Here is a 22,116-nt window from a genome sequence, read left to right on the forward strand (position 1 = left end):
ACTCCGGCGCACTATGGTTGTGGTTTTAGATGCACGCACAGGCAGGAATGATCCTTGCAAACGCCCGCTTGCACACGGCGTAGTCTGCCCTTGACACGTTTCCCGGCCAGACCTTGCAGTGCCGGGCAGCATTTGCCAAGAGGCGATTCGCCATTCGCTGGCGATGAACTTCTGCACAGTGGCATGGACGTGAGAGTGGCGCAAGAACCCCCGTGACATGGCACCACCACATGACGCTCGCCATCTACACATGAGCCTTCACTTCGCCGTAACGCGAGGCGATTCCCTGACGAAAAAATACTTGTTCCGACTGGGGTGAAAATGTCTCAGCGCCCGTGGAGTTCAGGGCGAATGCCAAGTGACATTTCTAAAAGGTTGGCCTAAAGGATTAATTTGGTGGACCTGGTCGGGATCGAACCGACGACCTCTTCCATGCCATGGAAGCGCGCTCCCAGCTGCGCCACAGGCCCACTCTTGGTTGGCGTCGCGGTCACCCGCGACTTTGTTATTTTCACCCAGAGACGCCGTTGGAGTCAAATCCCCGCCTGTGGATTACCCGTCTCCTCCCCGCTGTGGTCGGCAGAGAGCGGGCGGTGACAAGCAAGCGATTGGCGGTGGCATCGCAGAAAGTGCGAGGCGCAGAGCAACGACGGCTGCAAGGCGTGGCGAGCTTCAAGTAAACGGTAGTGGCGCGTCAGTTGAAGCCGGCGGCGCCGACGAGCTTTGTATGCGCCCGTCACGCACAGATTCCTTCCGCAGACAGGGAAGCAATGCCGGGCGCATCCCACATCCGCCAACTGCGGCTGCACCGGGGATGCAGGACGGGCCTACGGTTCTATGCGAATCGGCGTGCCGTCAGGTACGGCGCGCCAGATCTCCTCAATCTCCTCGTTGGTGACGGCAATGCAGCCGAGCGTCCAGTCATGCAGCCGGTGTCCGGCGCCGACCCACGCATAGTCCTTTGGCAGCCCGTGGATCATGATCGCGCCTCCAGGCGAGACGTGCGCGGCCTGGGCGCGGCGGCGATCCTCGGCGTTCGGGTAGCTGATGTGCAGCGACAGGTGGTACTGGCTGCGCGGATTGCGGCTATCGATGATGTAATCGCCCTCGGGCGTGCGGCCGTCGCCCTGCTGCCGTTTGTGGCCAGAAGGCTTGGGGCCGAGCGCGACTTTGTAGGTTTTCAGCAGTGCTCCGTGCGCCCAGAGCTGCAACTCATGCCTCGCCTTGTAGACGACGATGCGGTCGGCACGGGCGTCTCGCGGCAGGGGAGCGGCCTGCGCCAGTGGCGACAAGGCTGCTGCCAGTAATACCGCCGGAGAGAATGCCCACCATCGAATGCGCATGAAGAGAGTTTCTGGTTTTCAATTGCAAGTTTCAAGCGGAACACGACGGCCGTGTGTTTACCGGGCGAATCCCACTTCTGCCAACTTCGGGCAGGAGTGGGGCACGGAAAGAACTCTACTTCCTGCGTGGGGCGCGTTTGCGTGCGGCGGCGCGGCCGCCTCCAGGCTCGCTCATGGTGTTGGCAGCCGTCACCAGCAGCATGGCGCGGTAGAAGGGATCGCTGATGCCGGTGAGTTGCGTGCGGATGGTGCGCGGAGAGGCCTTGGTGGCGTTGCGCACAAAGACCGTCGCTGCGTACTCCGGAGCTAGGCATTCGCCGCAGGCGCGTTGTTTGAAGCGGCGGTCGATGGCGGCGATGCCGTCCTCGATGGCGTTGCGCGCGGCCTGTGCGTCGTGCTTCTGCGAGGCGGTGGAGAGCGCTTCATCGGCGTTGGCCAGCTCCTGCGGGTCAATGTCGGCGTCGGGCGCGGGGTGCGCGGGCGGCAGCTTGATGTTATCTCGCAGCAGCTCGGGATGCGCCTCGGAGAGTTCCACGTAGGCGTTGGGCGCCATGCGCTGCAAGGTGTGCATGGCGCGGCTGGCCAGCGAGCGCAGTTTGGCGTGCTCGCGGATGCCGTCGTCGGCCACCAGTTGCGGGTTGGCCTCCACCCAGCGGCGCAACTGCTTTCCGCCTTCGGTGGCGGCAGCGGTGATGACCGTGGCGTCGAGATACGGGCGCGAAGCGTCGCAGAGCAGCACGAACGACGAGATGCCGTAGAGGTTGTCCGAGCCGCGACGGAAGTAGCGCAGGGCCTCGTCGAAGATCTGCGGCGCCTGGCTGGAGCTGCGCGCAATGGGAGCGAGGATGGCTATGTAGGGATAGGTTCCCTGGTCGCCCACGCGGCGCGCGTGTTGCAGCAGCGTTGGAATGGAAGCCACGCCTTCGTCTCGCAGCACCTGCGGCAGCACCATGCCGGCGGCCTGTGCGCGGCGGTCCGGACCTGCCGGATCACCCATGGACATGCCGTCGAGCATCTCCAGTGCGCGATTGCGGTCGAGCTTCACCATCACCTGTGCGGCGGTGCCTTCGGCCAGCGCGCGCAGGTCGGTGCGTTCGGCGGGAACCTGCGGCGCCAGCCGGTAAAGCTCCTCCACCCACTCGCGCTTGCGTGCGCCGGGCAGCATGCGCTCGGGCGAATAGACCATGCGCTGGAGCACCAGCACGCGATGCAGCGCGTCCGCCTGCCGCGTCTGCTCATACGCCTGCTGGAGCGCCTCGCGCGGCTCTGAGGTGGAGACCGCTGGTTCGGCGGGAGCCCTTGTGGCCTTTTTCTTGCGGCTGGTGGCGAGGGCCGCGCCGGGGAAGAGAAGCACAGCGGTGAGTGCCAGGATGAATCCGCGCCGAAGTTGGTAAAATTGCTGCATGTCAATGCCTCGTGCTGCAAAGATAAAGCTGCTGGTGCTCGATGTCGATGGCGTGATGACCGACGGCACCATCTTCCTGTTTCCCGCGCCGGGGGCTTCGTCCACGGCGGTTGCCGAGGGCGCGCGCCAGTTTGCCGACAAGGGCGGCTACGCCATCTCCAGCGACACCATGCTGGAGGCCAAGGGCTTCCATGCGCACGACGGCACGGCGATTTCGCTGGCCCGGCTCGGCGGATTGAAAATGGCCATCATTACCAAGCGTATCTCAGAGACCGTCCGTTTGCGCGCCCGCGACCTGCGAATTGAGCACGTCTACCAGGGCATTGCCGACAAGCGTACCGCACTGCGCGAAATCTTGGCCAAGGAGGGGTTGACCGAGGAGCAGGCGGCCTACGTTGGCGACGACATTATCGACCTTCCGGCGATGCGCATCTGCGGGCTGGCCATAGCCACGGCGAACGCGCGGCAGGAAGTGAAGCGCATGGCCCACTATGTGACCGAGCAGCCAGGCGGCAAAGGCGCCGTGCGCGATGCAGTCGAATATATTCTGCGCGCGCAGGATCAGTTGGAAACGTGCATTGAGGCTTACCTGGGCGAGCGTACGCCCGCCGAAGAGAAGCTGCAGTAGCACGAAAGCAGGCTTCAGAAATGCAGAAGGACGGGCCGAAGCCCGTCCTTTTTGTTATGCGGAATTTGATGGCGCGTCCCTGGTCTACCCGAAATCGATGGGGTTCTTGGAGAGCCAGCGCTCGTCGCGCGTGCGGCTGATGTTGCGCATGGCGCCGCGGGCCATACCGCCCGAGAGTTCGCGGGTTTCCCATGCGACGCCGGCGGCGAAGCCAACCGTGCCGCCAATGACGGCGGTGGCCGCCACGCGGCTGATGCTCGGCTTGCGGGGATTGCTCAGGTAGCCGACGAGCGCGCCCAGGCCCATGCCCAGTACCGCGCTGGCCCAGCTTGCCTTGGCCGAGCGGCCCAGCACCGTTCCCACGGTCTCGCCGCCCAGGGCTTCCGATCCGGCGTTGCGCGCGCCCTTCCAGCCTTCACCGGCCAGCGCACCCGCGTACTCGACTCCAGACTTGAACTTGTTCCCGATGCTCATGAATCCACCTTCGCGAAAATGCTGTGTTCATAGTAGAGCAAAAGCGGCGATCCCGTCATTGGGAAAGGCAGGCAAAGATACCGCAGTGAGTGCGGGAGGGAACAGCCCTTGCCGGAAGAACACTTACGGGAAGGGGGAGCCAAGGCGATGGAAAAGTCCCGGTTCCCGCGACAAGAGGCGCAGGAACAAAAAAAGCCCTCCGGCGAGGCTGCCGGAGGGTCACCGTTTCCCCTGAACAACGAGTCCGTCTTCAGGAGGCTCTGAATATTTAGACTCCAATGATGCCCAAAAGTTGTGCCATTGCAACAAAAAAAGCCCACACAGACTGTAAATTCCTGATTTTGTGGTCTGGATCCGAGATCGGCCCGGCATGACTCGGATGAAATCCGAGACGATTCGATCCGAAATAAGCCTTTAGTTCTGAGGGATTGCCACCGGCCGCTGCTTCATCAGGTCGGTAAAGCGTTCGTCCGTCAGCAATTTTGCAAAGCTCTTGTCCTTGTAGACCTTATCGACCTCCGGATAGCCATCTTCCAGGGCGCGGCGCAGGTAGCGCAAGGCGCGGTCGGCGTCGCCCGATGAGGCAAAAAGGCGCGCCATCTCGAAGTCATACCGGGCGCGGTCGGCCGGGGTGCTCAAACGCCCAGAGATGCCAAAACGCGAATTCTGCTCAAACACGTCCGGGTCAAGCTGCAGCGCGGTGCGGTACTCGGCCATGGCGTGGTCGTACTCCTTGCGATCCATGTAGACGGTGCCGAGCGAGGCGTGGAAGCTGGCGCTGCCGGGCCGCAGCTCAATGGCCTTGCGGAAGTTCTTTACCGCCGAGCCATAGCGCTTGAGCATGTAATCCACGACAGCGAGATTATTGCGGGCATCGGCGTACGCTGGGTCCAGCTTCAAGGCGCGCCCCAGTGGTTTGCGTGCCTCGGAAGGGCGGCCCATCAGGATATAGATCATGGCCAGCTTGTTGTAGCGGCTGGCAGTGGGCTGCTTCTTGAGGGCCATCTGATAGGCGTCGAGCGCATCCAGAAATTCCTTGCGCGCGCGCAGCAGGTCGCCACGGTCTTCCAGTTGGTCGGGGGGAAGGGCCGCGAGGTCGGGAGTGGGCGGTGCAAGACTCAGCGTCTGGCCGTCCGCGGGTGCGGCTGGGGGATGCGTGGCCGGTTCCGTCTGGCTGAGTGCGACGGTGACGAACAGCAGGCAGCAAGCCACCGTGAACAGTGTGCGCTGCATAAACCCTCCTTCTGCCCGGAAGCAGAGGGCGAACGCCAACGGGGGCATTCTGCCTCAGGCGGTGATACGTGTAAAGCAGAGAATGGTTCGCACTGTTTTCAGGTGGCATATAGAGCCGGACGGTGTCGGCAAATTGAACAGGATTGAGCGCAAACAAAAGGCCCCGGCAGAGTGCATCTGCGCGGGGCCTTGGTATTGCGGGGGAAGAAGCCTGGAGGCCCCTTCCCGCCGATCATTTCTTGCCCGTGATCGACCCCCAGACCTTGTCCCAGAGGCTCTTCTTCTGCTCGGGCTGGGCAGGCTTGGGAGCCGGGGCCGGATGCTGCTGGCGACTATTCTGCGTGGCCGGCGGACGCGGTACAACGCGCCGCGTAGGCGTGCCTGGCGTGTTGGCAGGCGCATTACCCGTCGCGGAGTCCGTCATCGGCTGCGGCTCACTTGTTGGCGGAGCCTGTCCCAGTCCCAACACCTTTTGGAAGATGTTGCGCTGGTCGGCATGGTCGCAGGTGTCGCGCGGCTCGGTGCCGGAGATGAAGGCGATGTTGTATGCCTCCGGGCAGGAGTCGTTGGAGATCAGGTTGGTGTTCTTGTCGAGCGAAAGCTCAATGACGCCGGTGGGCGCGCTGAAGCCACCGGCGCGGCGATACTGCGGCAGCGTGACGGCGCGCTTCATGAATTCGGCCCAGATGGGCGCGGCAGTGGAACTGCCGGAGAGCTTGAGGTCGCTGTAATCGTCGTAGCCAACCCAGACGATGCACAGCAGGTTGCTGGTGTAGCCGGCAAACCACGCGTCGTGGCTGGTGCCGGTTTTGCCGGCTGCCGGGGCGCCAAAGCCGCGGGCGCGAACCACCGAGCCGGTGCCATTATTGATGACCGATTGCATCATGGTGGTCATCACATAGGCCACGCGGGCGTCCAGCACCTGCCGCGAGTTGTTGTGGAAGTCCTCCACAATGTCGCCACTGGCGGTGCGCACCGAGTGCACCATCATCGGGTCCAGGTGCGTGCCGGAGTTGGCGAAGACCGTGTAGGCCCCGGCCATTTCCAGCGGGCTGGCGTCATAGGAGCCAAGCGCCATAGCGGGCGTGGCCTTCACGCTGGTGATGCCGGCGGAGCGTGCGAGGTCGGCCACGCGGTTGTAGCCCACCATCTCGGCCAGTCGCACAGTCGCATTGTTCAGCGACTTCATGAGCGCGAAGCGTGCCGTTACCTGCCCGAAATATTCGTTCTTGTAGTTGCGCGGCTCGTAGATCTGGTTGTCGTAGCTGAACGTGGTCGGCGAGTCGTCAATCATGCTGACCGGAGTGAAGTAGCGGCCGGTGGGCACGGGAGGCGCGTCGGGGTTGTCCCCGGCGGTATCGGGCACGCCTTCGCCCAGGCCGGTGCGCATGGCAGCAGCGTAGACGAACGGCTTGAAGATGGATCCGGTGGGCCGCTTGGCCATGGCGTGGTTCAGCTGGCTGAAGCCGTAGTTGCGTCCGCCGACCATGGCGAGCACGTCGCCGGTGTGCGGATCGAGCGCGATCAGCGCCACCTGCGGAATCGGGCCGTTGTCGACCGTGGTCTGCGTGGTGGCGTTCTTGCCGGTGCCAGTCTTGCTCTTGTGCGTGCGCTGCTGCTTCACCTGCTCGTCCACACTCTTGATGCCGATATCGACGGCTTCGGCCGCGGCGCGTTGCAACTGCGGGTCGAGCGTGGTGTAGATGCGGTAGGAATTCTCGTTGAGGTCCTGCTCCTTGTACTTGTCGCTGAGCTGTTCCTTCACCTGGTCGACAAAGTAGGGAGCGTCGCTGGCCTCCACGTTGAGCGGAGCCAGCTTGAGCGGCGCGGCCTTGGCGCGGTCGCAATCTTCCTTGGTGATGGCGCCGGTTTCGACCATCGAATCCAGCACCAGATTGCGGCGCTCAATGGCGCGCTCGGGGCGCTTGTACGGGTTCCAGAGGTTGTTGGGCGACTGGATCAGCCCAGCGAGCATGGCGCTCTCAGGCAGCGTCAGGTCGCGAATGTCCTTGCCGAAATACGCGCGCGCAGCTTCGCCAAAGCCATTGATGGAGTACGAGCCGCGCTGGCCCATGTATTCCTGGTTGGCGTACAGCTCGAAGATCTGCTGCTTGTTGAACTTGTGTTCCAGTTGCAGTGCGATCATCACCTCTGTGGCCTTGCGCTTCAAGCTCACTTCCGGGGTAAGGAAGAAGCCGCGCGAGACCTGCATGGTGATGGTGGAGGCGCCACGGCGGCGTCCCATGTGCAGGACGTCCTGCACGGAAACTTTGATGAGGCTGAGCCAGTTGACGCCCGAGTGCTCGAAGAACTGCCGGTCCTCGATGGCGAGCACGGCGTCCACCATGTTCTTCGGAATCTCATTGAAGCGCACGAGTTGGCGCTTGGTGCGCTGCTCGCCCTCGAACAGGGCAGTCACCAACTCAGGCTCCAGCTCGTAGCCGTCCAGGCCCGAGCCGCCGGAGCCGGTGATGCTTTCCACCTGGCCGCCGGAGAAACGTATGGTGGCCGGGTCGGAGCTGTGGAACGACTCAGGGCCGGGGTGGATCTCGATGCTGCTCCCCGTCAAGCGAAAGGTGCCCAGCGGCGAATCAATGCCGCTCTCGACGTACCCGGCGCGACGCAACTCCACAGCAACCTGGTCGGCTGTGCGCTGGTCACCGGGGCGCACCAGATCCGGGCGGGCATAGATCTTCGCCGAGGTGGTGAAGATCTTGCCGCTCATGCGGTCGCTGATGATGCGGTCGTATTTGACGTAGGTATAGGCAAAGAAGGCGAATACCGCAAAGCCAAGAATGGCAGCTACGGCTGCGGCGGCCTTCGTAAAGGGAGTCCACTGCCAGCTGCCGCCGGCACGCGAAGAGTTCGGAAATTTAACCTTGATTGCCACGTCGATTCCGCTGAGATGCTGCCCAGAGCTTGGGTGCACAAATAGTATGACACGCCAATCGCCTCTTGGTTAGCGTAGCTTGCGCCAGCGCCATAGGGTGTGCCGTGCTGAGCAACAGTGTTTTCAGATGGTTAGAGATGGTTGTTGGCGGTTCCAGCCTGAAACTTCAAGGGCAGTTGGTAGACCCACAAGTCCACGGTGACCTGGTACTGGGCACGCATGGTGCAGCCGGCGCCGGTGCGCACAATATCCATGTCATCGCGTCCGAGCGGCAGGCCCAGCTCTTCCACCTTGGCCAGAGCCTCATCCTGCAACTGCTGCGTGGTGGCCTTGTCGTAGGTGGCTGTGCGAGCGCGGTCCACCATCCAGGCGTTGAATTTGTAGTTGGCCCAGATGGGAGGCACGATGCGCCAGACGGAGATGAATGCCGCCAGAATGATCAGAATGCCGAGGATGGAACGAATCGCACGCATAGATGACAAGGCCCACTCTAGCGCAGAGTGGGCCTTGGTTCCAAGGTGACTTTGGTGATACGCGCCGACCGGAAAGTGGTAATCAGGCGCGCGGATCGTACTGCTTTTTCAGTTCGGCAAGTACATCGGCAACGGCGACTTCGGCACTCTCGCGCGTGGCGCGGGTGACGAGTTCGACCTTGCCTTCGGCCAGCTTCTTGCCGATGTTGACGCGGAACGGAATGCCCACGAGGTCGGCGTCCTTGAACTTGACGCCCGGTCGTTCGTCGCGGTCGTCGAGCAGCACGTCGTAGCCGGCGGCTTCCAACTCTTTTGCGATTTTGTCGGCGGCTTCGCTCAACGCCGCGTCCTTCACGTTGGTCGGGACCACCACCACGTGGAAGGGCGCGATCGAGGGCGTCAGCCAGAAGCCCATGTCATCGTGATTCTGCTCGATGACCGAGGTCAGGATGCGCTCGATGCCGATGCCGTAGCTGCCCATGATCGGCGTGACTTCCTTGCCGTCCTTGTCGAGAATGCGCGCGCCCATCTTCTCCGAGTACTTATAGCCGAGCTTGAAGATGTGGCCGATTTCGACCGTCTTGCCCAGTTTGAGCGGCTCGCCGCAGTGCGGGCAGCCTTCGCCCTCCTGCACGCTGCGCACATCGGCCACCGTGGTGACCTCGAAGTCCGTGCCCTGGTTCAGGCCGGTGAAGTGGTGGTTCTCCTCGTTGGCGCCGCCCACAAGGTTCTTGCGGCCCTGCAGAGCGGTATCCAGCACGATGACGAACGCCTTGCCGTCGCCCACGTACTTGTCGCCCTTCACTTCCACGCGGGGCAGGCCGACCGGGCCAAGGTAGCCAGCGGGCGAACCAAAGTAGAGCTTGATCTCGTCTTCGGCCATGGGTCGGAATTCGCGTCCGCCGACGGCCGAGCCGAGCTTGGCTTCGTTCATCTGGTCATTGCCGCGCATCAGCACCAGCAGTGGGCGGAGAACCGGCTGGCCCTTGGCATCTTCGCCATCGGTCAGCATGAAGGCCAGCGACTTCATGTTGTTTTCAACCGGCACCTTCAGGAAGGCCGATACCTCATCGATGGTCTTGGTGCCGGGCGTCAGAACTTTTTCACGCGCGCCGCTGGCGTTGGCCGGCTGCTCCGCCACGGGGGCGAGCTTGCTGGTGGCCTTCTCCAGGTTGGCCGCATAGCCGCACTTGGCGCAGCTTGCGACCAGATCTTCACCCGCGTCGGTATAGACCATGAACTCGCGCGACTCACTGCCGCCCATGGAGCCGGAGTGCGCCTCCACGGCCACAAAGTTCAGGCCGCAGCGCGAAAAGATCTTGCGATAAACGCCGTCGTGCAGGTCAAAGCTCTTGTCCAGCCCCGCCTTGTCGATATCGAACGAGTAGGCATCCTTCATGGTGAACTGGCGCACGCGCAGCAGTCCGCTCTTGGGGCGCGGTTCATCGCGGAACTTGGTCTGAATCTGGTACCAGATCTGTGGAAGCTGCTTGTAGCTGCGCAGCTCCTTGCGCGCAATCTCGGTCATGATCTCTTCGTGCGTCATGCCCAGGCACAGGTCGGCGCCCTTGCGGTCCTTCAGGCGGAACATGTTGTCGCCCATGACCGTCCAGCGGCCGCTGGCTTCCCACACTTCGCGCGGATTCAGCGCGGGCAGGTAGAACTCCTGCGCAATGGTGTCCATCTCCTCGCGGACGATGCCGGTGATCTTGAGGATGGAGCGCTGCGCCAGAAACAGGTACGAGTAGATTCCGGCGGCAAGCTGACGGACGTACCCGGCGCGAACCAGATACTTGTGGCTGGCCACTTCGGCGTCTGCCGGGGCCTCTCGAAGGGTGGGAATGAACAGTTGCGACCAGCGATGCATGATGACCTTTGCGTTTGGAGTGCCGTTTGGGACGCAACTGGTTCCGGCGTCCGCAGGCGGTCGGTTGCTGCCAGAGCAGTTCCCAAGCGGTGTATCCTGCGCGATCACGGCCGCATCAGGCGTGCGGCTGCTGCACGGTACATACCCTACGGGGAACTGATCTAACACTTCATTCTAAAGAATGCGGCGGCGGAATGGAAACCATTCGGTGAGTTTGCAGCAGGGACGTTTTCTATACCATTCCGAACAGGTCATTGACGCGGGCGTTGCGCTGCTCCAGCCGGGCAGCGAATTCGCGGGCGATGTAGAGAAGCATCTGAGGATGCTTGGAACTCAGCTCGCGGAACTGCGGCTCGGAGAGCTTGAGAACCGTGGAGGGCTCGCGTGCAACCACGGTCGCCGAGCGCTTGCTCGTCGGCTGGATTGCCACCCGTTCGCCCACATGGTCATGGCGAGCACGGTTGGCTACAACTTTGTTGTCCACAACAATATCGAGCGAGCCTTCCAGGATTAGGAAGATATCGCTGTCCTGATTGCCCTGTTGAATGATGACCGTTCCGGTGGCAAGCTCCTGCACCTCGCCGATGGCGGCGACTTCCTTCGCCAGAGCGGCATTGCCCGCGATGAGCTTCTGCTGCTTGAGCGCCGACAGCAGAGCCTGCTGTCCCATTCCACCGTCAAACCTGTACTTCATCAACGATTCCAAGCTCGTGTGCTGTCCAATCGGGAATTTTCAGGAACACGCATAGTCTATCGCGGGCCTGCGCCGCCGTGGAACCTTACGAAGGGGAGATGACTTGTGCGCTGGGGAAACGTCGGCGACAATCGACGCCATGGCAGAGAAGAATGAAACGGTGAACACCGGCATGTTCAAGGCCTTCTGGCGCACCATCCGGCGCGTGCCGCGCGGCAAGGTTGCCACCTATGGAGACATTGCTTATGCGGCGGGCTTCCCCGGGGCGGCGCGGCAGGTGGCGTGGGCGCTGCACGCGCATGGGCAGGAGTTGCCGTGGCAGCGCATCGTCGGCGCGGGCGGGCGCATCCTGCTCGGCGGAGAGTCTGGCTTTGAGCAGCGCATGCGGCTGGAGCAGGAGGGCGTGCAGTTTATCGGCCTGCACGTGAACATGAAAGCCTATCAGCACAGTTTCTTCTCAGGACGGGAAGGTGGCGGGAAGGCGTCAAAGGCGAAGAAGGCCGCAGCGAAGAAGCCGACGAAAGGGAAGAAGCGAGTCAGCGCTTCACGCGCGAAGAAGAGCGACTTCGATATGCCGCCGCGTCTGGAGAAGCGCCGGGGGAGCCATTCGCTGTAGAGGGAAGGATCATTGCATCCCAGGTTAGGCGCTGTGCGCCGAACCTGGGGCACCCGCGTTCTCGTTGCAATTCACATGAAATCGATTTGCCGAGTTTTCCTCTTGCTCGCAAGAAGGCCTCGCGTTGCAAAAGCAAAGCCCCGAGCGAAGGCCCGGGGCTTTGTAATCTCACACTTCGTTGCGCTACACCAGCTCCGTGCCCCACAGGTCGTGCAGGTGCACCACGCCTTCCAGTTTGTTGCCCTCGCTGACGACGATGAGCGAAGTGATCTTCTTCTGCTCCATCAGGTCAAGCGCCTGCGCGGCAAAGGCCGTGGGCGCGATGGTGCGCGGGTTCGGCGACATGCAATCACCGGCCGTAAGGTCGAGCACGTTTTTGCCGCGTTTTTCGAGCAGTCGGCGCAGGTCTCCGTCGCTGATGACGCCGACGAGCGTGTCGCCCTCGGCCACGGTCGTGATGCCCAGCCCTTTGCTTGACATTTCGTAGATCACGCCCGACATGGGCGTGGTGGGCGTAACGCGCGGCACCGCATCGCCTGAGTGCATGAGCGTGCTGACGCGCGAAAGCTTTTTGCCCAGCTTGCCGCCCGGATGCAGGTTCGCGAAGTCCTCTTCGCGGAAGCCGCGTCGCTCGCTGAGCGCAACCGCCAGCGCGTCGCCGAGAGCGAGCATGGTGGTCGTCGAGGCCGTGGGCGCCAGGCCGAGTGAACACGCCTCTTTCGCAATGGAGCAGTCGAGCGCAATGTCCGCCAGCGAAGCCAGCGAGGAGATGTGTCCGTTGGGCGGGAAGAGTTGGTCACCGGTCATGGAGATCAACGGCACACCAAGACGCTTGATGGTCGGTAGCAGATCGAGCAGCTCGTGCGTCTCGCCGCTGGCGCTCAAGGCCAGCACCACGTCGCCACGGGCCACCATGCCGAGGTCGCCGTGCAGCGCTTCCGCCGGGTGCAGATAGAGAGCGGGCGTGCCGGTGGAGCTGAGGGTGGCGGCAATTTTGCGTCCGATGATGCCGCTCTTGCCCATGCCGGTGACGACGACGCGTCCATCGCAATGGAAAAGGAGATCGAGTGCGCGGTTGAACTCCGCGGCCATTTCGCCGGAGAGCCTTGCAGCGAGCCGCTGCAAGGCCTCGGCTTCAATGCGTACTACGTTGGCAGCCGTGTTGGACATGACAAATGCTTTCCAGCGCAATGGTAGCAGAGTGCGCGGGGTTTGCGTCCGGGGAAAGCCGGTTGGACCAGCCGGGCGTGCCGCTCAAGTTCGCCAAAGCCTTGCCGATACTCAGATTGCGAGAGCGTGCGAAGGAGATGCCATGCCACTTGTTACCTGGGACGCCAGCTACAGCGTGAACGTGAAGAAGGTGGACGACCAGCACCGGTCGCTGTTCGACATTATCAACCGGCTGTTTGAGGCCATGCGCGACGGCCAGAGCAAGAAGGTGATGGAGAGCACTGTGAAGGAACTGTTGTCCTACACGCAGCGCCACTTCCGCGAGGAAGAAGAGATGCTGCGCGCCAGCGGCTACCCGTCACTCTCCGCGCACCAGCAGCAGCACCGCGGCTTTGAGCAGAACGTGCAGAAATTTATGAACGACGTGCGCACCAAGGGCAACGCCAACAGCGTGCAGGTGCTGCAATTCCTCAAGGACTGGCTGGCCAACCACATCAAGCAGACGGACAAGCAGTACACCTCGCACGTGAACGCGAAGGGCTACGTGTAAGCCGCCAAGGCTGGAAAAAAGGAAAGGCCGCGGATCGCCGCGGCCTTGTTGCTCCAGGGGAAGCGCGCCTATCTTGCAGGCTTCCACTTTTCCAGGAACTCGACGAAGCGGGCCGGGTCCATGCCGCGCGCGGCCTCGAATTCGCCATTCTTCTGCGTATAGAGCAGAGTGCCGTCACTTTCCAGCACCACCAGCGCGGGCACGCCCTTGTTCAGTGGAACTCCGTACTTTTCCACCAGATCAAGGTTCTTGTCGTAGTGCCCCACATCCACGTGCAGCAGGTAGTAGTTGGCGGCCAACACGGCGGCAGCCGGCGGCTGATGCAGGTGGTAATTCAGCACATGACAATCCGGACAGCGCTGGAAGCCGAACATCAGGATGACGCGCTTGTGTTCCGCCGTGGCCTTGTGCAGGGCCTCGGAGAGTTCCTTGTGCGCGTCGGCGTTGGCCGGATAGAGGTTGGGGTCCACCGGAATCTTCGTCTGCGCCTGCGTGCACGCAGAGAGGGCCAGCAGAACCGCGAACAGCGTGGAAGTGATCAGTTTGCCCATGCACGATTATAGCCGGATTCGGCCGCTGTTTGCCTAGCGATGCGGGCCGTAGTAGCGGTAATGGCCAATGATCTTCCAGTCAAAGAGCGCATCTTCGATCTTCGGCCCGGCACCGATGTTGTGGAGAATCTTGTAACGGCCGAGCCAGAGCGAGCGATGGTCCACAACCATGCCGATGTGGGTGACGCCGCCGCCAAGGTCCCAGGCCACAATGTCGCCAGGGTGGTAGTCGGCGGCGGAATGCGTGATGGGCAGGCTCTGGCCGTGGCGTGCGAAGAACGTCATCAGGTTGGGCACGCGCCGGTGGTCAATGTTGCTGTCGGGCGAGGTGCGCCCCCAGCGTGCCCGCGAGGGATAGGCGCTGAAGTGCGCCATCATGTCCTCGTGCACTTCCTTCTGCAGGTCAATGCCGACGGCGCGGTAAACACGCACAATCTCGTCGCTGCATACTCCGGTGGAGGCCGGTACATCGCCATTCGGATACGGAATGCGCACGTAGGCCGGGTCATAGCGCACATGCATTTGCGCACGCGCAACCGCGGCAGCCACCAGGCGCTGCGTGAACTCTTCCTGAGAATTTGGAACGCTACGCGCAGCAAGCACCACGCAGGTCAGCAGCAACAGCGCGAGCGTGACGAGGCGGCGCATCTTCGGCGCTTACTGCACGGCCTTGTGCACGCGCAGCAGTTGTTCGAGCGTAACGCGCAGCTTGTCGAGCGGCAGTGCGTTGGCACCGTCGGACTTGGCGTGCGCCGGGTCGTCGTGAACTTCCATGAAGATGCCGTCGATGCCGGCGGCAACCGCCGCGCGCGAAAGCACGGGGATGAACTGCGGCTGACCACCGCTCTGCTCGCCGGTGGAGGGCAGTTGCACGCTGTGCGTGGCGTCAAAGATAACCGGAGCGAATTCGCGCATCACCGGCAGCGAGCGCATGTCCACCACCAGGTTGTTGTAGCCGAAGCTGGCGCCGCGCTCCGTCAGCGAAACTTTCTCATTGCCGCTCTCACGCACCTTGGCCACGGCGTGGCGCATGTCCCACGGCGAAACGAACTGGCCCTTCTTGATGTTGACGGCGCAGCTGGTCCTGGCGGCGGCCACCAGCAGGTCGGTCTGGCGGCAGAGGAAGGCCGGAATCTGCAGCACGTCGACGCACTCGGCCACGGGCGCAGCCTGCGAGGCGTCGTGGATGTCCGTGAGCACGGGCAGCGCGAGCGTTTCGCGCACCTTGCGCAGAATGCGGAGGCCTTCGGTGAGGCCGGGGCCGCGGAAGCTGCGCAGCGAGGTGCGGTTGGCCTTGTCGAAGCTGGCCTTGAAGATATAGGGCACGCCAAGTTCGCGGCAGATGGCGCTGATGGCCGTGGCCATCTTCAGTGCGTGCTCTTCGCTTTCAATCACGCAGGGGCCGGCGATCAGGAACAGCTCGGGACCGCCGATGGAAACGTTCTGTACGGAGTAAGGTGCGCTCATGCAGAGCTGATTGTAGAACAAGAGGGAAGGTTTAAGTCGCAAGTTTCCAGTGTCAAGTTTCGGCTGCGAAGGGGCCGGGAAGGCCGGTGCGATACACTAGGAGCGTGGAAAAGTTCTCCGTCTGGTACATCATCCGCTTTCTGTGGAACTCCACGCGCGGGCACCACTTTACGCCGTGGCGCAGCCCCTATCTGCGCTGGCGCATGGAGACCTATACGGGCGTGAAGATGCAGTCCATCGGCTTCTTCGAGTTCTGGCGCCTGATGTGGCGCGAGCGGAAGCAGATGCTCCGCTTTCTGCGCTGGACGTCCAAGATGGCCAACTACGCCCGCCTGAAGCCGCACAACCCTTAAGCAGCAACCGATACTTACTCTTACAGCAATTATGCGAAGGTCAGCGTGAACTCCGCGCCGCGGCGCGCCTGCGCCAGGTGCGAGGCCGAGCCGCGATTGGTCGCGATCTCCATGTAGCCCATGCTGCCGGGGATGAGGAACAGCTCGCCGTTGGTGGCTTCCGCGTAGGCATGGCGAAGATGGACAACCTCGCTCTGGCCGATGGTGAGGCGGAAGCTCGGGGCGGTTTCGCCGTAGAGCTGCGGTACGGTCGTGGCGTCCAGGTTGGTGACCAGGTTGCCGAACTTGTCGACCTTCAGAATGAGTCCCTTGATCGAGTTGCCGTCGACATGCGGCGTTGGAATCTGGAAGCGAACGTAGTCGTCGATTTCCTCGCCGAACTTGGAGGGTGCCACACCTTTGCTGAGCCAGGCTGCGATGGGCGCGAAGACGTCGCGGCCGTGGAAGGTCTGGCTGACGGGCTGGAGAAAGAAATGTTCGGCGGTAATGTGGCGTACGCTGACGCGCTCCTCGCGCGCATAGACCAGCGAGAGCACGCCGTTATCCGGCGCGACAAAGTAGTGGCGCGATGTGGTGACCAGCAGCGGACGGCGCGGGCTTCCCACGCCGGGGTCCACCACCACTAGATGTACGGTGTCTGAAGGAAAGTAGTTGTAGGCCTGCGCGATGGTCAGCGTGGCGTCCAGCACGTCAAACGACTGTACGGAATTGCAGATGTCGACCAGGTGCGCCTGCGGGTTGATGTTCAACACCACCCCGCGCATCGTACCGGCAAAATGGTCGTAGATCCCGAAGTCGGTTGTGAAGGTGACAATGCCGTGCTGTGACATGCTGCGACCTTAAGCGATGCGCGCGGCCAAGTCAATTGGCGCGCGTCCCAAGGCCGCAACATGGTCGCAATCTCCGTGTGCTAGTTGACGGTGACGTTACCCGCACCGGCTTTGACCTGCACCTGCGGGCCGCCGCCATTGATCCTGCCGTCAACATGGCCCTTCCGCACCGTTCCTTCCAGCGTGCGCTGTACGGTGACGTTGCCGGTGCCGCTGTTGGCCTGCAGGTTGAACGCCGCATTCTGCGCGGGGTTCAGCGTGACGTTGCCCGCGCCGGTCTCTATGGTCCACGGCTGCACCGGCGAGCCGCTCACGCTGGTGTTGCCCGCTCCGGTATGCACGCGCAGTCCGCCGCGCAGGCCGGTGATCTCCACATTGCCAGTGCCGGTGTTCATCTCAATGGAGCCGTCGCGGTCGGCGGTGGCGTGCACGGTCAGGCTGCCGGTGCCGAGGTTGACCTTGAGCTTGCCGCTGAAGTGCTCGGCGGTCACTCCGCCCACGCCGCTGTTGATGTCGGCATCGCCGTTGAAGTCCGTGAGATACACCTTGCCCACGCCGCTGTTGCTGCGCAGGCGGGATTCCAGCCCTTCAAAGTGCACGTCGCCCACACCGATGTTTGAGCGCACCTGCGCGTCTGCGGGAACCACGATGCGGTAATGGAGGGTGATGCGGCGCAGCGGAGAGCTGTGCTCCACCGCCCTGGTCCCAATGGTGACGCTGTTGCCGCTCTGCGCTACCGGCGGGTTCTCCTCCCAGCTGGAGACCAGGCGGCCCGGCCCGAGTGAGCGGATCTGGAAGTCAGCGTCCACGCTGACCGTGCCCGGCGCGCCGCTGCGCACAATGGTGCTGCCGACGGGGCAGTTGATGATGACCTGCGAACCGGCGCTGACCGTGAACGTCTTGTCAAAGTGTCCGCTGGCGGTGGTGCAGCCGGTGGCCGCCATCAGAATGGCGGCCACGGCGAAAACGAACAGGATGCGAATGCGCATGGGTGCTCTCTCCGGGCATCAATGCTACTGCAGAATCACCTGCTGGCCCTCATTCAATCCGCTCAGCAGTTCCGTCTTGGCGCCGTTGGAGATGCCAACCTGCACCGGCACCTTGCGCTTGCCTTCCTTGCCCTTGGCGTCGGGAACCTCCACGGAGGCCTTCTTGTCGCGGTCATAGACCACGCTGGCTTCGGGGATGATGAGCACGTTCTTGTGTTCTTCCAGAATGATTTCGGCGTTGGCGGTCATCAGCGCCTTCAACTCGCCGCCGGGGTTGGTGATGGAGACGCGTACCTCAAAGGTGGTCACGTTATCCTTCTCCACGCCCATGGGAGAGATGCGCGTGACTTTTCCGGTGAAGCTCTTGTCCTTGAAGCTCTCCACGCGGATTCGCGCCATCTGCCCAAGGTAGACCTTGCCGATGTCGGCTTCATCAACCTTGCCCTTTACGTAGACTTCGCTGGTATCGCCAATCGTCATGACAAGCGTGGCCGAGGAGCCGAGCACGAGGATGGAGCTGACGGCGTCGCCCACTTCCACGTCGCGCGAGAGCACAATGCCGTCAATCGGCGCGGAGATGGTGGTGTAGCCGAGCTGTTCCTTGAGCTGGGCCAGCGTGGCGCGGGCGCGGTTGACGTCGGCGCGGGCCTGTTCCACCTTGCCCTTGCCCACCTGCACCTGCGCGCGCGCAACATTCTGCTTGTTCACTGCCAGCTCCCAGCCCTTCTGCGCATCTTCCAGCGCCGACTGGCTTACCACGCCGTCCTTGGCCATCTTGATGGCGCGGTCATAGGCACGGCGCAGCAGAGGAACATCCGGCCCTTCGGCATCGACTTCCGCGCGCTTCAAGTCGGCCTGCGTGGCGGTCAGCGTGGCTTCGGAGGAAGCCAGTTGCGCCTCCGACTGGCGGACCTGCGCCAGCATCTCGTCGCGGTCCAGTTCGGCCAGTAACTGCCCGGCTTTCACGTGGTCGCCTGCTTCCACATAGAGCTTTTTGACAATGCCGCTGGCCTTCGATTTGATCTCAACCTTGGTAATTGGCTCAACCTTGCCGGTGGCCACCACGCTGCGTGCGAGGTTCCCGCGCTCGACCTTGGCAATCTTGCTGGGCTCAATCTTCTTCTCTCCGCGCGAGGCAACCAGGGCGCCTGCGGCCAGCAGCACCACCACGCCCGCGATCGAGATGTAAATCCATTTGCGGCTCTTCTTCTTGCCGTTTCCGTTTGCCATGATCTGGCTCCTGTCCGGGAGGATTGCCCGCATTGCGGCTCGGAGCGTGATACGCAGCGGTTGCGTGGGCGGTTCCGGAAAAGAAGAGGCTGCAAAGAACCGGCAAAGCCTGTGTTTTGCACGGCTCGGGCAGGATCATCCGCGCAAACTTGGTAAAATCAGCAACCATGTTCACCTTTGTGCTGCTGCGGATTGCGGGCGTGCTGCTGCTGGTGGCGGCCAACGCGTTCTTTGTGGCTGCGGAGTTCGCGCTGGTCAGCGTGCGCGATACGCGCCTGCAACAGCTCATTGCGGCCCGCCGCCCCGGCGCGCTCACCGTACAAAGGCTGCACCACAAGCTCGACACGGTTCTGAACGGCGTACAGCTTGGCGTCACCATGGCCTCGCTGGCACTGGGCTGGGTGGGCGAGGGAGCGTTCGCGCATCTACTGGAGCCTGTGTTCCTCGGCCTGCCACATGCGAAGTTCTATGCGCACGGCGCCTCGGTGGTGATGGCATTCGCGATCATCACCTACCTGCACGTGATTCTCGGCGAGGTGGTGCCCAAGACAATTTCTTTACAGCAGGCGGAGCGCATGGCGCTGGTGGTGGGGCCGCCTCTGGAGGTGTTCGTCACCGCGTTCTCGCCGGTGCTGCGATTCATGACGGCCTCAGCACGGCCGGTGTTGCGCTGGATGGGCATGCACGAACTGCGCGAAGGCGGAGTGCACTCGCCCGAGGAATTAAAGCTGATTGTTACCGCCAGCCGCCGCTTCGGCATCATACCGGCCTTGCAGGAAGAGCTGATTCACCGCTCGCTGGAACTGGAATCTGTGACTGCGCGCGAGGTGATGGTGCCACGGCCAGACATCTTCTCGCTGCCGGCAGACCTGCCGCTGGAGCAGGCGGCGCAGCGCGTCGTCAGTGAGCAGCATTCGCGCATCCCCGTCTACGACCCCAAGCGCGGGCCGGAGGCGATTGTCGGCGTGCTCTACTCCAAGGATCTGATGCGCTGGATGCTGATGGAGTGGCGGCTGCCTTCGCGTGATGCCGCCGAGCGCGTGCGTGCCGCCCGCCAGGTCCGCAGCCTGATGCGCGAGGTGCTGGTGGTGCCGGAGACCATGCCTCTGCCTGACCTGCTCGAGGAGTTCAAGCGCAGTAAACGGCACATTGCCGTGGTGGTGGATGAGTTTGGCTCGACCGCCGGCGTGGTGACCGTGGAGGACGTGCTGGAGCAGCTTGTCGGCGAAATTGAGGATGAGTACGACGTGGAAGAAACACCGGCGATTGAGGCCCTCGGTGTGATCGAGCTCGACGGAGCCAGCAATATTCGCGATCTTGAGACGCAGTACAAAATCGACCTTCCGCGCGAGGCGGGCTATGAGACGCTCGGCGGCTTTGTGGTGACGCAACTGCAACGCATCCCCGCCGAGGGTGACAGCTTTGAGTATCAGGGCCGCCGATACTTTGTGCTGGAGATGGCAGGCCGCCGTGTGGAGCGCGTGCGCATTGAGCAACTGGCTCACCCGGTGGAGCAAGCATGATCCGCCGCATTCTGGGCCGCCTGCTGTGGACGCTGCCAGTGATTTGGCTCGTTGTCAGTGTCGTCTTCCTGCTCATTCATCTCGTGCCGGGCGACCCGATTCTGCAAATGCTCGGCGAGGGCGCGGCTGCCGTGGACCTGCAAGCCGCACGGCACTCCTACGGCCTCGACGTGCCGCTGCCGCAGCAGTATGTGCACTACTGGCGTGGAGTGATGCACGGAGACCTTGGCCGCTCACTGCGTCTGAACCAGCCCGTAGTGGAGGTGCTGCGTGCGGCCTATCCGCAGACGCTGTGGCTCACGCTGGCGTCACTGGCGGTGGCGCTGCTCATCTCCGTTCCCGCGGGCATACGCTCGGCCGTGCGGCGGAACCGCTGGGATGACCGCACACTCAGCTTCGCGAGCCTGCTCGGACTGTCGTTCCCGAACTTCGCTCTCGGGCCGATTCTCATTCTATTTTTCTCCATCAAACTCGGCTGGCTGCCAGTGAGCGGCTCCGGCTCGCTGGCACATCTGGTGCTGCCGGCCATCACCATGGGAGGCGCGCTGGCGGCTATTCTGACGCGCATGGTGCGCACCTCGCTGCTGGAAGAACTCAGCCAGGACTACGTCCGCACCGCACGCGCCAAGGGCCTGAGCGAGAGCGCGGTCATCTACCGCCACGCGCTGCGCAACGCCATGGTGCCGGTGGCGACCGTGATCGGTCTGCAATTCGGCGCGCTGCTGGCGGGCGCCATTGTCACCGAGACGCTCTTCTCCTGGCCCGGCGTGGGCCGTGCAACGGTCTCGGCCATCAACAACCGCGACTACGCGCTGGTACAGGGATGCATCCTGTGCATTGGCCTGACGTATGTCGTGGTGAACTTCCTGACCGACCTGCTCTACTCCGCGCTCGATCCGAGGATTCGCCAATGACCGCGCAGCCCCACAGTTCGCGGGAGATGCTGCTGCGCGCCATGCGCTCCAATCCGCTGGCCGCCGCTGGCGTGGTGCTGGTGTGCATCTTCACCCTTTTCGCCTTGTTCGCGCCGTGGATTGCCCCACAGGACCCGGCGATGATCGACTTGCCCTCGCGCTTGCAGGGCCCCTCGCTGCATCACTGGCTCGGTACCGACGAGCTTGGCCGCGACATCTGCTCGCGCGTCATCTACGGCGCGCGCATCTCCATGCTGGTTGGCGCCAGTGTCGTGCTGGGCTCGCTGCTGCTGGGCACGCTGGTGGGCTCGCTCGCCGGATACTACGGCGGCCTGCTCGACCGCTTCATCAACGTCATTGTGATGAACGCCTTTCTCTCGTTCCCCGGTATCCTGCTGGCGATCGCGTTCGTCGCGTTTCTGGGGCCGGGGCTGCGGAACCTGATTCTCGCGCTCATTGTCGGTGGCTGGGTGGGCTACGCTCGGCTGGTGCGCGCGCAGGTGCTGGCCGCGCGCGAGCGCGAGTACGTGGAAGCCGCGCGTTCGCTGGGCGCGAGCGACTGGCGCATCCTGACTCGTCACATCCTGCCGAACATCATGCAGCCCGTGATTGTGCAGGCGGCCATCGGCATGGCGGGCGCGGTGTTGGCGGAAGGCACCATGAGCTTTCTCGGACTGGGCGTGCCGCCGCCGGTGGCAAGCTGGGGCTCCATGCTGAATGACGGGCGCGCGCACCTGTTCGACGCGCCACACCTCGTGCTGTTTCCGGCGTTGGCCGTCATGCTCGCGGTGCTGGCCTTCAACTTTATTGGTGACGCCATGCGCGACTACCTCGATCCGCGCTCGCGCATTGAGGCTGGTCTGTAGGCGGCGGCGCGCAACAATCGCAACAATAGATTGACCCGCATCAATGCTGC

The 22,116-nt window shown here is 63.0% G+C and carries 22 protein-coding genes and 1 tRNA gene; 7 read left to right on the forward strand and 16 right to left on the reverse strand.

The window, feature by feature from the left end:
* Positions 1–394: 394 nt before the first annotated feature.
* The 3 genes from AC6IZO_RS02240 to AC6IZO_RS02250 form a co-directional block, all read right to left on the reverse strand.
* A tRNA-Ala gene (locus AC6IZO_RS02240) sits at positions 395–470 on the reverse strand.
* 357 nt (positions 471–827) lie between these two features.
* Entirely contained in the window at positions 828–1,343 is a 516-nt protein-coding gene (locus tag AC6IZO_RS02245; protein ID WP_497807570.1) for a L,D-transpeptidase family protein, read from the reverse strand.
* A 115-nt stretch (positions 1,344–1,458) separates the two neighbouring features.
* Positions 1,459–2,748, reverse strand: coding sequence for a hypothetical protein (locus tag AC6IZO_RS02250; RefSeq protein WP_497807572.1), 1,290 nt, complete (start codon positions 2,746–2,748; stop codon positions 1,459–1,461).
* On the opposite strand from AC6IZO_RS02250, the gene AC6IZO_RS02255 reads away from it, so the two are divergent.
* Positions 2,747–3,376, forward strand: a complete 630-nt coding sequence (locus tag AC6IZO_RS02255) for a KdsC family phosphatase (RefSeq protein WP_497807574.1) — start codon at positions 2,747–2,749, stop codon at positions 3,374–3,376. The genes AC6IZO_RS02250 and AC6IZO_RS02255 overlap by 2 nt on opposite strands.
* An 84-nt stretch (positions 3,377–3,460) precedes the next feature.
* Here the strand turns inward: AC6IZO_RS02255 and AC6IZO_RS02260 are convergent, their stop codons facing one another.
* From AC6IZO_RS02260 to AC6IZO_RS02285, 6 genes are all read right to left on the reverse strand, one after another.
* Positions 3,461–3,850 carry a hypothetical protein gene (locus AC6IZO_RS02260; RefSeq protein WP_497807576.1) on the reverse strand — a complete coding sequence of 130 codons (390 nt, stop codon included), beginning with the start codon at positions 3,848–3,850 and terminating at the stop codon, positions 3,461–3,463.
* 414 nt (positions 3,851–4,264) lie between these two features.
* Positions 4,265–5,083 carry a tetratricopeptide repeat protein gene (locus tag AC6IZO_RS02265; RefSeq protein ID WP_497807578.1) on the reverse strand — a complete coding sequence of 273 codons (819 nt, stop codon included), beginning with the start codon at positions 5,081–5,083 and terminating at the stop codon, positions 4,265–4,267.
* Positions 5,084–5,315: 232 nt separating this feature from the next.
* Positions 5,316–7,973, reverse strand: coding sequence for a PBP1A family penicillin-binding protein (locus tag AC6IZO_RS02270; protein WP_497807580.1), 2,658 nt, complete (start codon positions 7,971–7,973; stop codon positions 5,316–5,318).
* Between the two features lie 131 nt (positions 7,974–8,104).
* Positions 8,105–8,446, reverse strand: a complete 342-nt coding sequence (locus AC6IZO_RS02275; RefSeq protein WP_497807582.1) for a hypothetical protein — start codon at positions 8,444–8,446, stop codon at positions 8,105–8,107.
* An 82-nt stretch (positions 8,447–8,528) separates the two neighbouring features.
* Complete coding sequence (locus AC6IZO_RS02280; protein ID WP_497807584.1) at positions 8,529–10,313, reverse strand: proline--tRNA ligase; 1,785 nt, start codon at positions 10,311–10,313, stop codon at positions 8,529–8,531.
* A 232-nt stretch (positions 10,314–10,545) separates the two neighbouring features.
* Entirely contained in the window at positions 10,546–11,007 is a 462-nt protein-coding gene (locus AC6IZO_RS02285; protein WP_497807586.1) for a cyclic nucleotide-binding domain-containing protein, read from the reverse strand.
* A 139-nt stretch (positions 11,008–11,146) separates the two neighbouring features.
* Between AC6IZO_RS02285 and AC6IZO_RS02290 the strand changes: the two genes are divergently transcribed.
* Entirely contained in the window at positions 11,147–11,623 is a 477-nt protein-coding gene (locus tag AC6IZO_RS02290) for an MGMT family protein (RefSeq protein WP_497807588.1), read from the forward strand.
* Between the two features lie 183 nt (positions 11,624–11,806).
* Here AC6IZO_RS02290 and AC6IZO_RS02295 read toward each other — a convergent pair whose 3' ends face one another.
* Entirely contained in the window at positions 11,807–12,793 is a 987-nt protein-coding gene (locus AC6IZO_RS02295; protein ID WP_497807590.1) for a KpsF/GutQ family sugar-phosphate isomerase, read from the reverse strand.
* Positions 12,794–12,935: 142 nt separating this feature from the next.
* Here AC6IZO_RS02295 and AC6IZO_RS02300 point away from each other — a divergent pair, with 142 nt between their 5' ends.
* On the forward strand, positions 12,936–13,343 hold the full coding sequence (locus AC6IZO_RS02300) for a bacteriohemerythrin (RefSeq protein ID WP_497807592.1): 408 nt from the start codon (positions 12,936–12,938) through the stop codon (positions 13,341–13,343).
* 68 nt (positions 13,344–13,411) lie between these two features.
* Here AC6IZO_RS02300 and AC6IZO_RS02305 read toward each other — a convergent pair whose 3' ends face one another.
* Genes AC6IZO_RS02305 through kdsA form a run of 3 tightly spaced genes read right to left on the reverse strand, consistent with a single transcriptional unit; the run spans position 13,412 to position 15,361 of the window.
* Positions 13,412–13,894: a thioredoxin family protein gene (locus AC6IZO_RS02305; RefSeq protein ID WP_497807594.1), complete on the reverse strand. Its 483-nt coding sequence runs from the start codon at positions 13,892–13,894 to the stop codon at positions 13,412–13,414.
* A gap of 33 nt (positions 13,895–13,927) precedes the next feature.
* Positions 13,928–14,542, reverse strand: a complete 615-nt coding sequence (locus AC6IZO_RS02310; RefSeq protein WP_497807596.1) for a DUF1287 domain-containing protein — start codon at positions 14,540–14,542, stop codon at positions 13,928–13,930.
* Between the two features lie 9 nt (positions 14,543–14,551).
* Positions 14,552–15,361 (reverse strand): 3-deoxy-8-phosphooctulonate synthase, encoded by an 810-nt coding sequence (kdsA, locus tag AC6IZO_RS02315; RefSeq protein ID WP_497807598.1) that lies wholly within the window; start codon positions 15,359–15,361, stop codon positions 14,552–14,554.
* 86 nt (positions 15,362–15,447) lie between these two features.
* Between kdsA and AC6IZO_RS02320 the strand changes: the two genes are divergently transcribed.
* Positions 15,448–15,714, forward strand: a complete 267-nt coding sequence (locus AC6IZO_RS02320; protein WP_497807600.1) for a hypothetical protein — start codon at positions 15,448–15,450, stop codon at positions 15,712–15,714.
* 29 nt (positions 15,715–15,743) lie between these two features.
* Here the strand turns inward: AC6IZO_RS02320 and AC6IZO_RS02325 are convergent, their stop codons facing one another.
* From AC6IZO_RS02325 to AC6IZO_RS02335, 3 genes are all read right to left on the reverse strand, one after another.
* Complete coding sequence (locus AC6IZO_RS02325) at positions 15,744–16,544, reverse strand: SAM hydrolase/SAM-dependent halogenase family protein (RefSeq protein WP_497807602.1); 801 nt, start codon at positions 16,542–16,544, stop codon at positions 15,744–15,746.
* A gap of 80 nt (positions 16,545–16,624) precedes the next feature.
* Positions 16,625–17,533, reverse strand: coding sequence for a DUF4097 family beta strand repeat-containing protein (locus AC6IZO_RS02330; protein WP_497807604.1), 909 nt, complete (start codon positions 17,531–17,533; stop codon positions 16,625–16,627).
* A 24-nt stretch (positions 17,534–17,557) separates the two neighbouring features.
* Complete coding sequence (locus AC6IZO_RS02335; protein WP_497807606.1) at positions 17,558–18,763, reverse strand: efflux RND transporter periplasmic adaptor subunit; 1,206 nt, start codon at positions 18,761–18,763, stop codon at positions 17,558–17,560.
* A 149-nt stretch (positions 18,764–18,912) separates the two neighbouring features.
* Here AC6IZO_RS02335 and AC6IZO_RS02340 point away from each other — a divergent pair, with 149 nt between their 5' ends.
* From AC6IZO_RS02340 to AC6IZO_RS02350, 3 genes are read left to right on the forward strand one after another with little or no spacing between them, the layout of a single operon-like run.
* Positions 18,913–20,286, forward strand: a complete 1,374-nt coding sequence (locus tag AC6IZO_RS02340; protein WP_497807608.1) for a hemolysin family protein — start codon at positions 18,913–18,915, stop codon at positions 20,284–20,286.
* Entirely contained in the window at positions 20,283–21,200 is a 918-nt protein-coding gene (gene nikB / locus AC6IZO_RS02345) for a nickel ABC transporter permease (protein WP_497807610.1), read from the forward strand. Before AC6IZO_RS02340 ends, nikB begins: the two co-directional genes overlap by 4 nt.
* Positions 21,197–22,066 (forward strand): ABC transporter permease, encoded by an 870-nt coding sequence (locus AC6IZO_RS02350; protein WP_497807612.1) that lies wholly within the window; start codon positions 21,197–21,199, stop codon positions 22,064–22,066. Before nikB ends, AC6IZO_RS02350 begins: the two co-directional genes overlap by 4 nt.
* Positions 22,067–22,116 lie beyond the last annotated feature (50 nt).

Source organism: Oryzophilus luti (assembly GCF_059726245.1).

Bases quoted from the DNA above. Each gene is read 5' to 3' on its own strand.
- AC6IZO_RS02245 (WP_497807570.1), bottom strand. From the start codon at position 1,343: ATGCGCATTCGATGGTGGGCATTCTCTCCGGCGGTATTACTGGCAGCA.
- nikB (WP_497807610.1), top strand. From the start codon at position 20,283: ATGATCCGCCGCATTCTGGGCCGCCTGCTGTGGACGCTGCCAGTGATT.
- AC6IZO_RS02280 (WP_497807584.1), bottom strand. From the start codon at position 10,313: ATGCATCGCTGGTCGCAACTGTTCATTCCCACCCTTCGAGAGGCCCCG.
- AC6IZO_RS02265 (WP_497807578.1), bottom strand. From the start codon at position 5,083: ATGCAGCGCACACTGTTCACGGTGGCTTGCTGCCTGCTGTTCGTCACC.
- AC6IZO_RS02255 (WP_497807574.1), top strand. From the start codon at position 2,747: ATGTCAATGCCTCGTGCTGCAAAGATAAAGCTGCTGGTGCTCGATGTC.
- AC6IZO_RS02305 (WP_497807594.1), bottom strand. From the start codon at position 13,894: ATGGGCAAACTGATCACTTCCACGCTGTTCGCGGTTCTGCTGGCCCTC.
- AC6IZO_RS02250 (WP_497807572.1), bottom strand. From the start codon at position 2,748: ATGCAGCAATTTTACCAACTTCGGCGCGGATTCATCCTGGCACTCACC.
- AC6IZO_RS02335 (WP_497807606.1), bottom strand. From the start codon at position 18,763: ATGGCAAACGGAAACGGCAAGAAGAAGAGCCGCAAATGGATTTACATC.
- AC6IZO_RS02330 (WP_497807604.1), bottom strand. From the start codon at position 17,533: ATGCGCATTCGCATCCTGTTCGTTTTCGCCGTGGCCGCCATTCTGATG.
- AC6IZO_RS02275 (WP_497807582.1), bottom strand. From the start codon at position 8,446: ATGCGTGCGATTCGTTCCATCCTCGGCATTCTGATCATTCTGGCGGCA.
- AC6IZO_RS02325 (WP_497807602.1), bottom strand. From the start codon at position 16,544: ATGTCACAGCACGGCATTGTCACCTTCACAACCGACTTCGGGATCTAC.
- AC6IZO_RS02310 (WP_497807596.1), bottom strand. From the start codon at position 14,542: ATGCGCCGCCTCGTCACGCTCGCGCTGTTGCTGCTGACCTGCGTGGTG.
- AC6IZO_RS02350 (WP_497807612.1), top strand. From the start codon at position 21,197: ATGACCGCGCAGCCCCACAGTTCGCGGGAGATGCTGCTGCGCGCCATG.
- AC6IZO_RS02285 (WP_497807586.1), bottom strand. From the start codon at position 11,007: ATGAAGTACAGGTTTGACGGTGGAATGGGACAGCAGGCTCTGCTGTCG.
- AC6IZO_RS02260 (WP_497807576.1), bottom strand. From the start codon at position 3,850: ATGAGCATCGGGAACAAGTTCAAGTCTGGAGTCGAGTACGCGGGTGCG.
- kdsA (WP_497807598.1), bottom strand. From the start codon at position 15,361: ATGAGCGCACCTTACTCCGTACAGAACGTTTCCATCGGCGGTCCCGAG.
- AC6IZO_RS02300 (WP_497807592.1), top strand. From the start codon at position 12,936: ATGCCACTTGTTACCTGGGACGCCAGCTACAGCGTGAACGTGAAGAAG.
- AC6IZO_RS02290 (WP_497807588.1), top strand. From the start codon at position 11,147: ATGGCAGAGAAGAATGAAACGGTGAACACCGGCATGTTCAAGGCCTTC.
- AC6IZO_RS02295 (WP_497807590.1), bottom strand. From the start codon at position 12,793: ATGTCCAACACGGCTGCCAACGTAGTACGCATTGAAGCCGAGGCCTTG.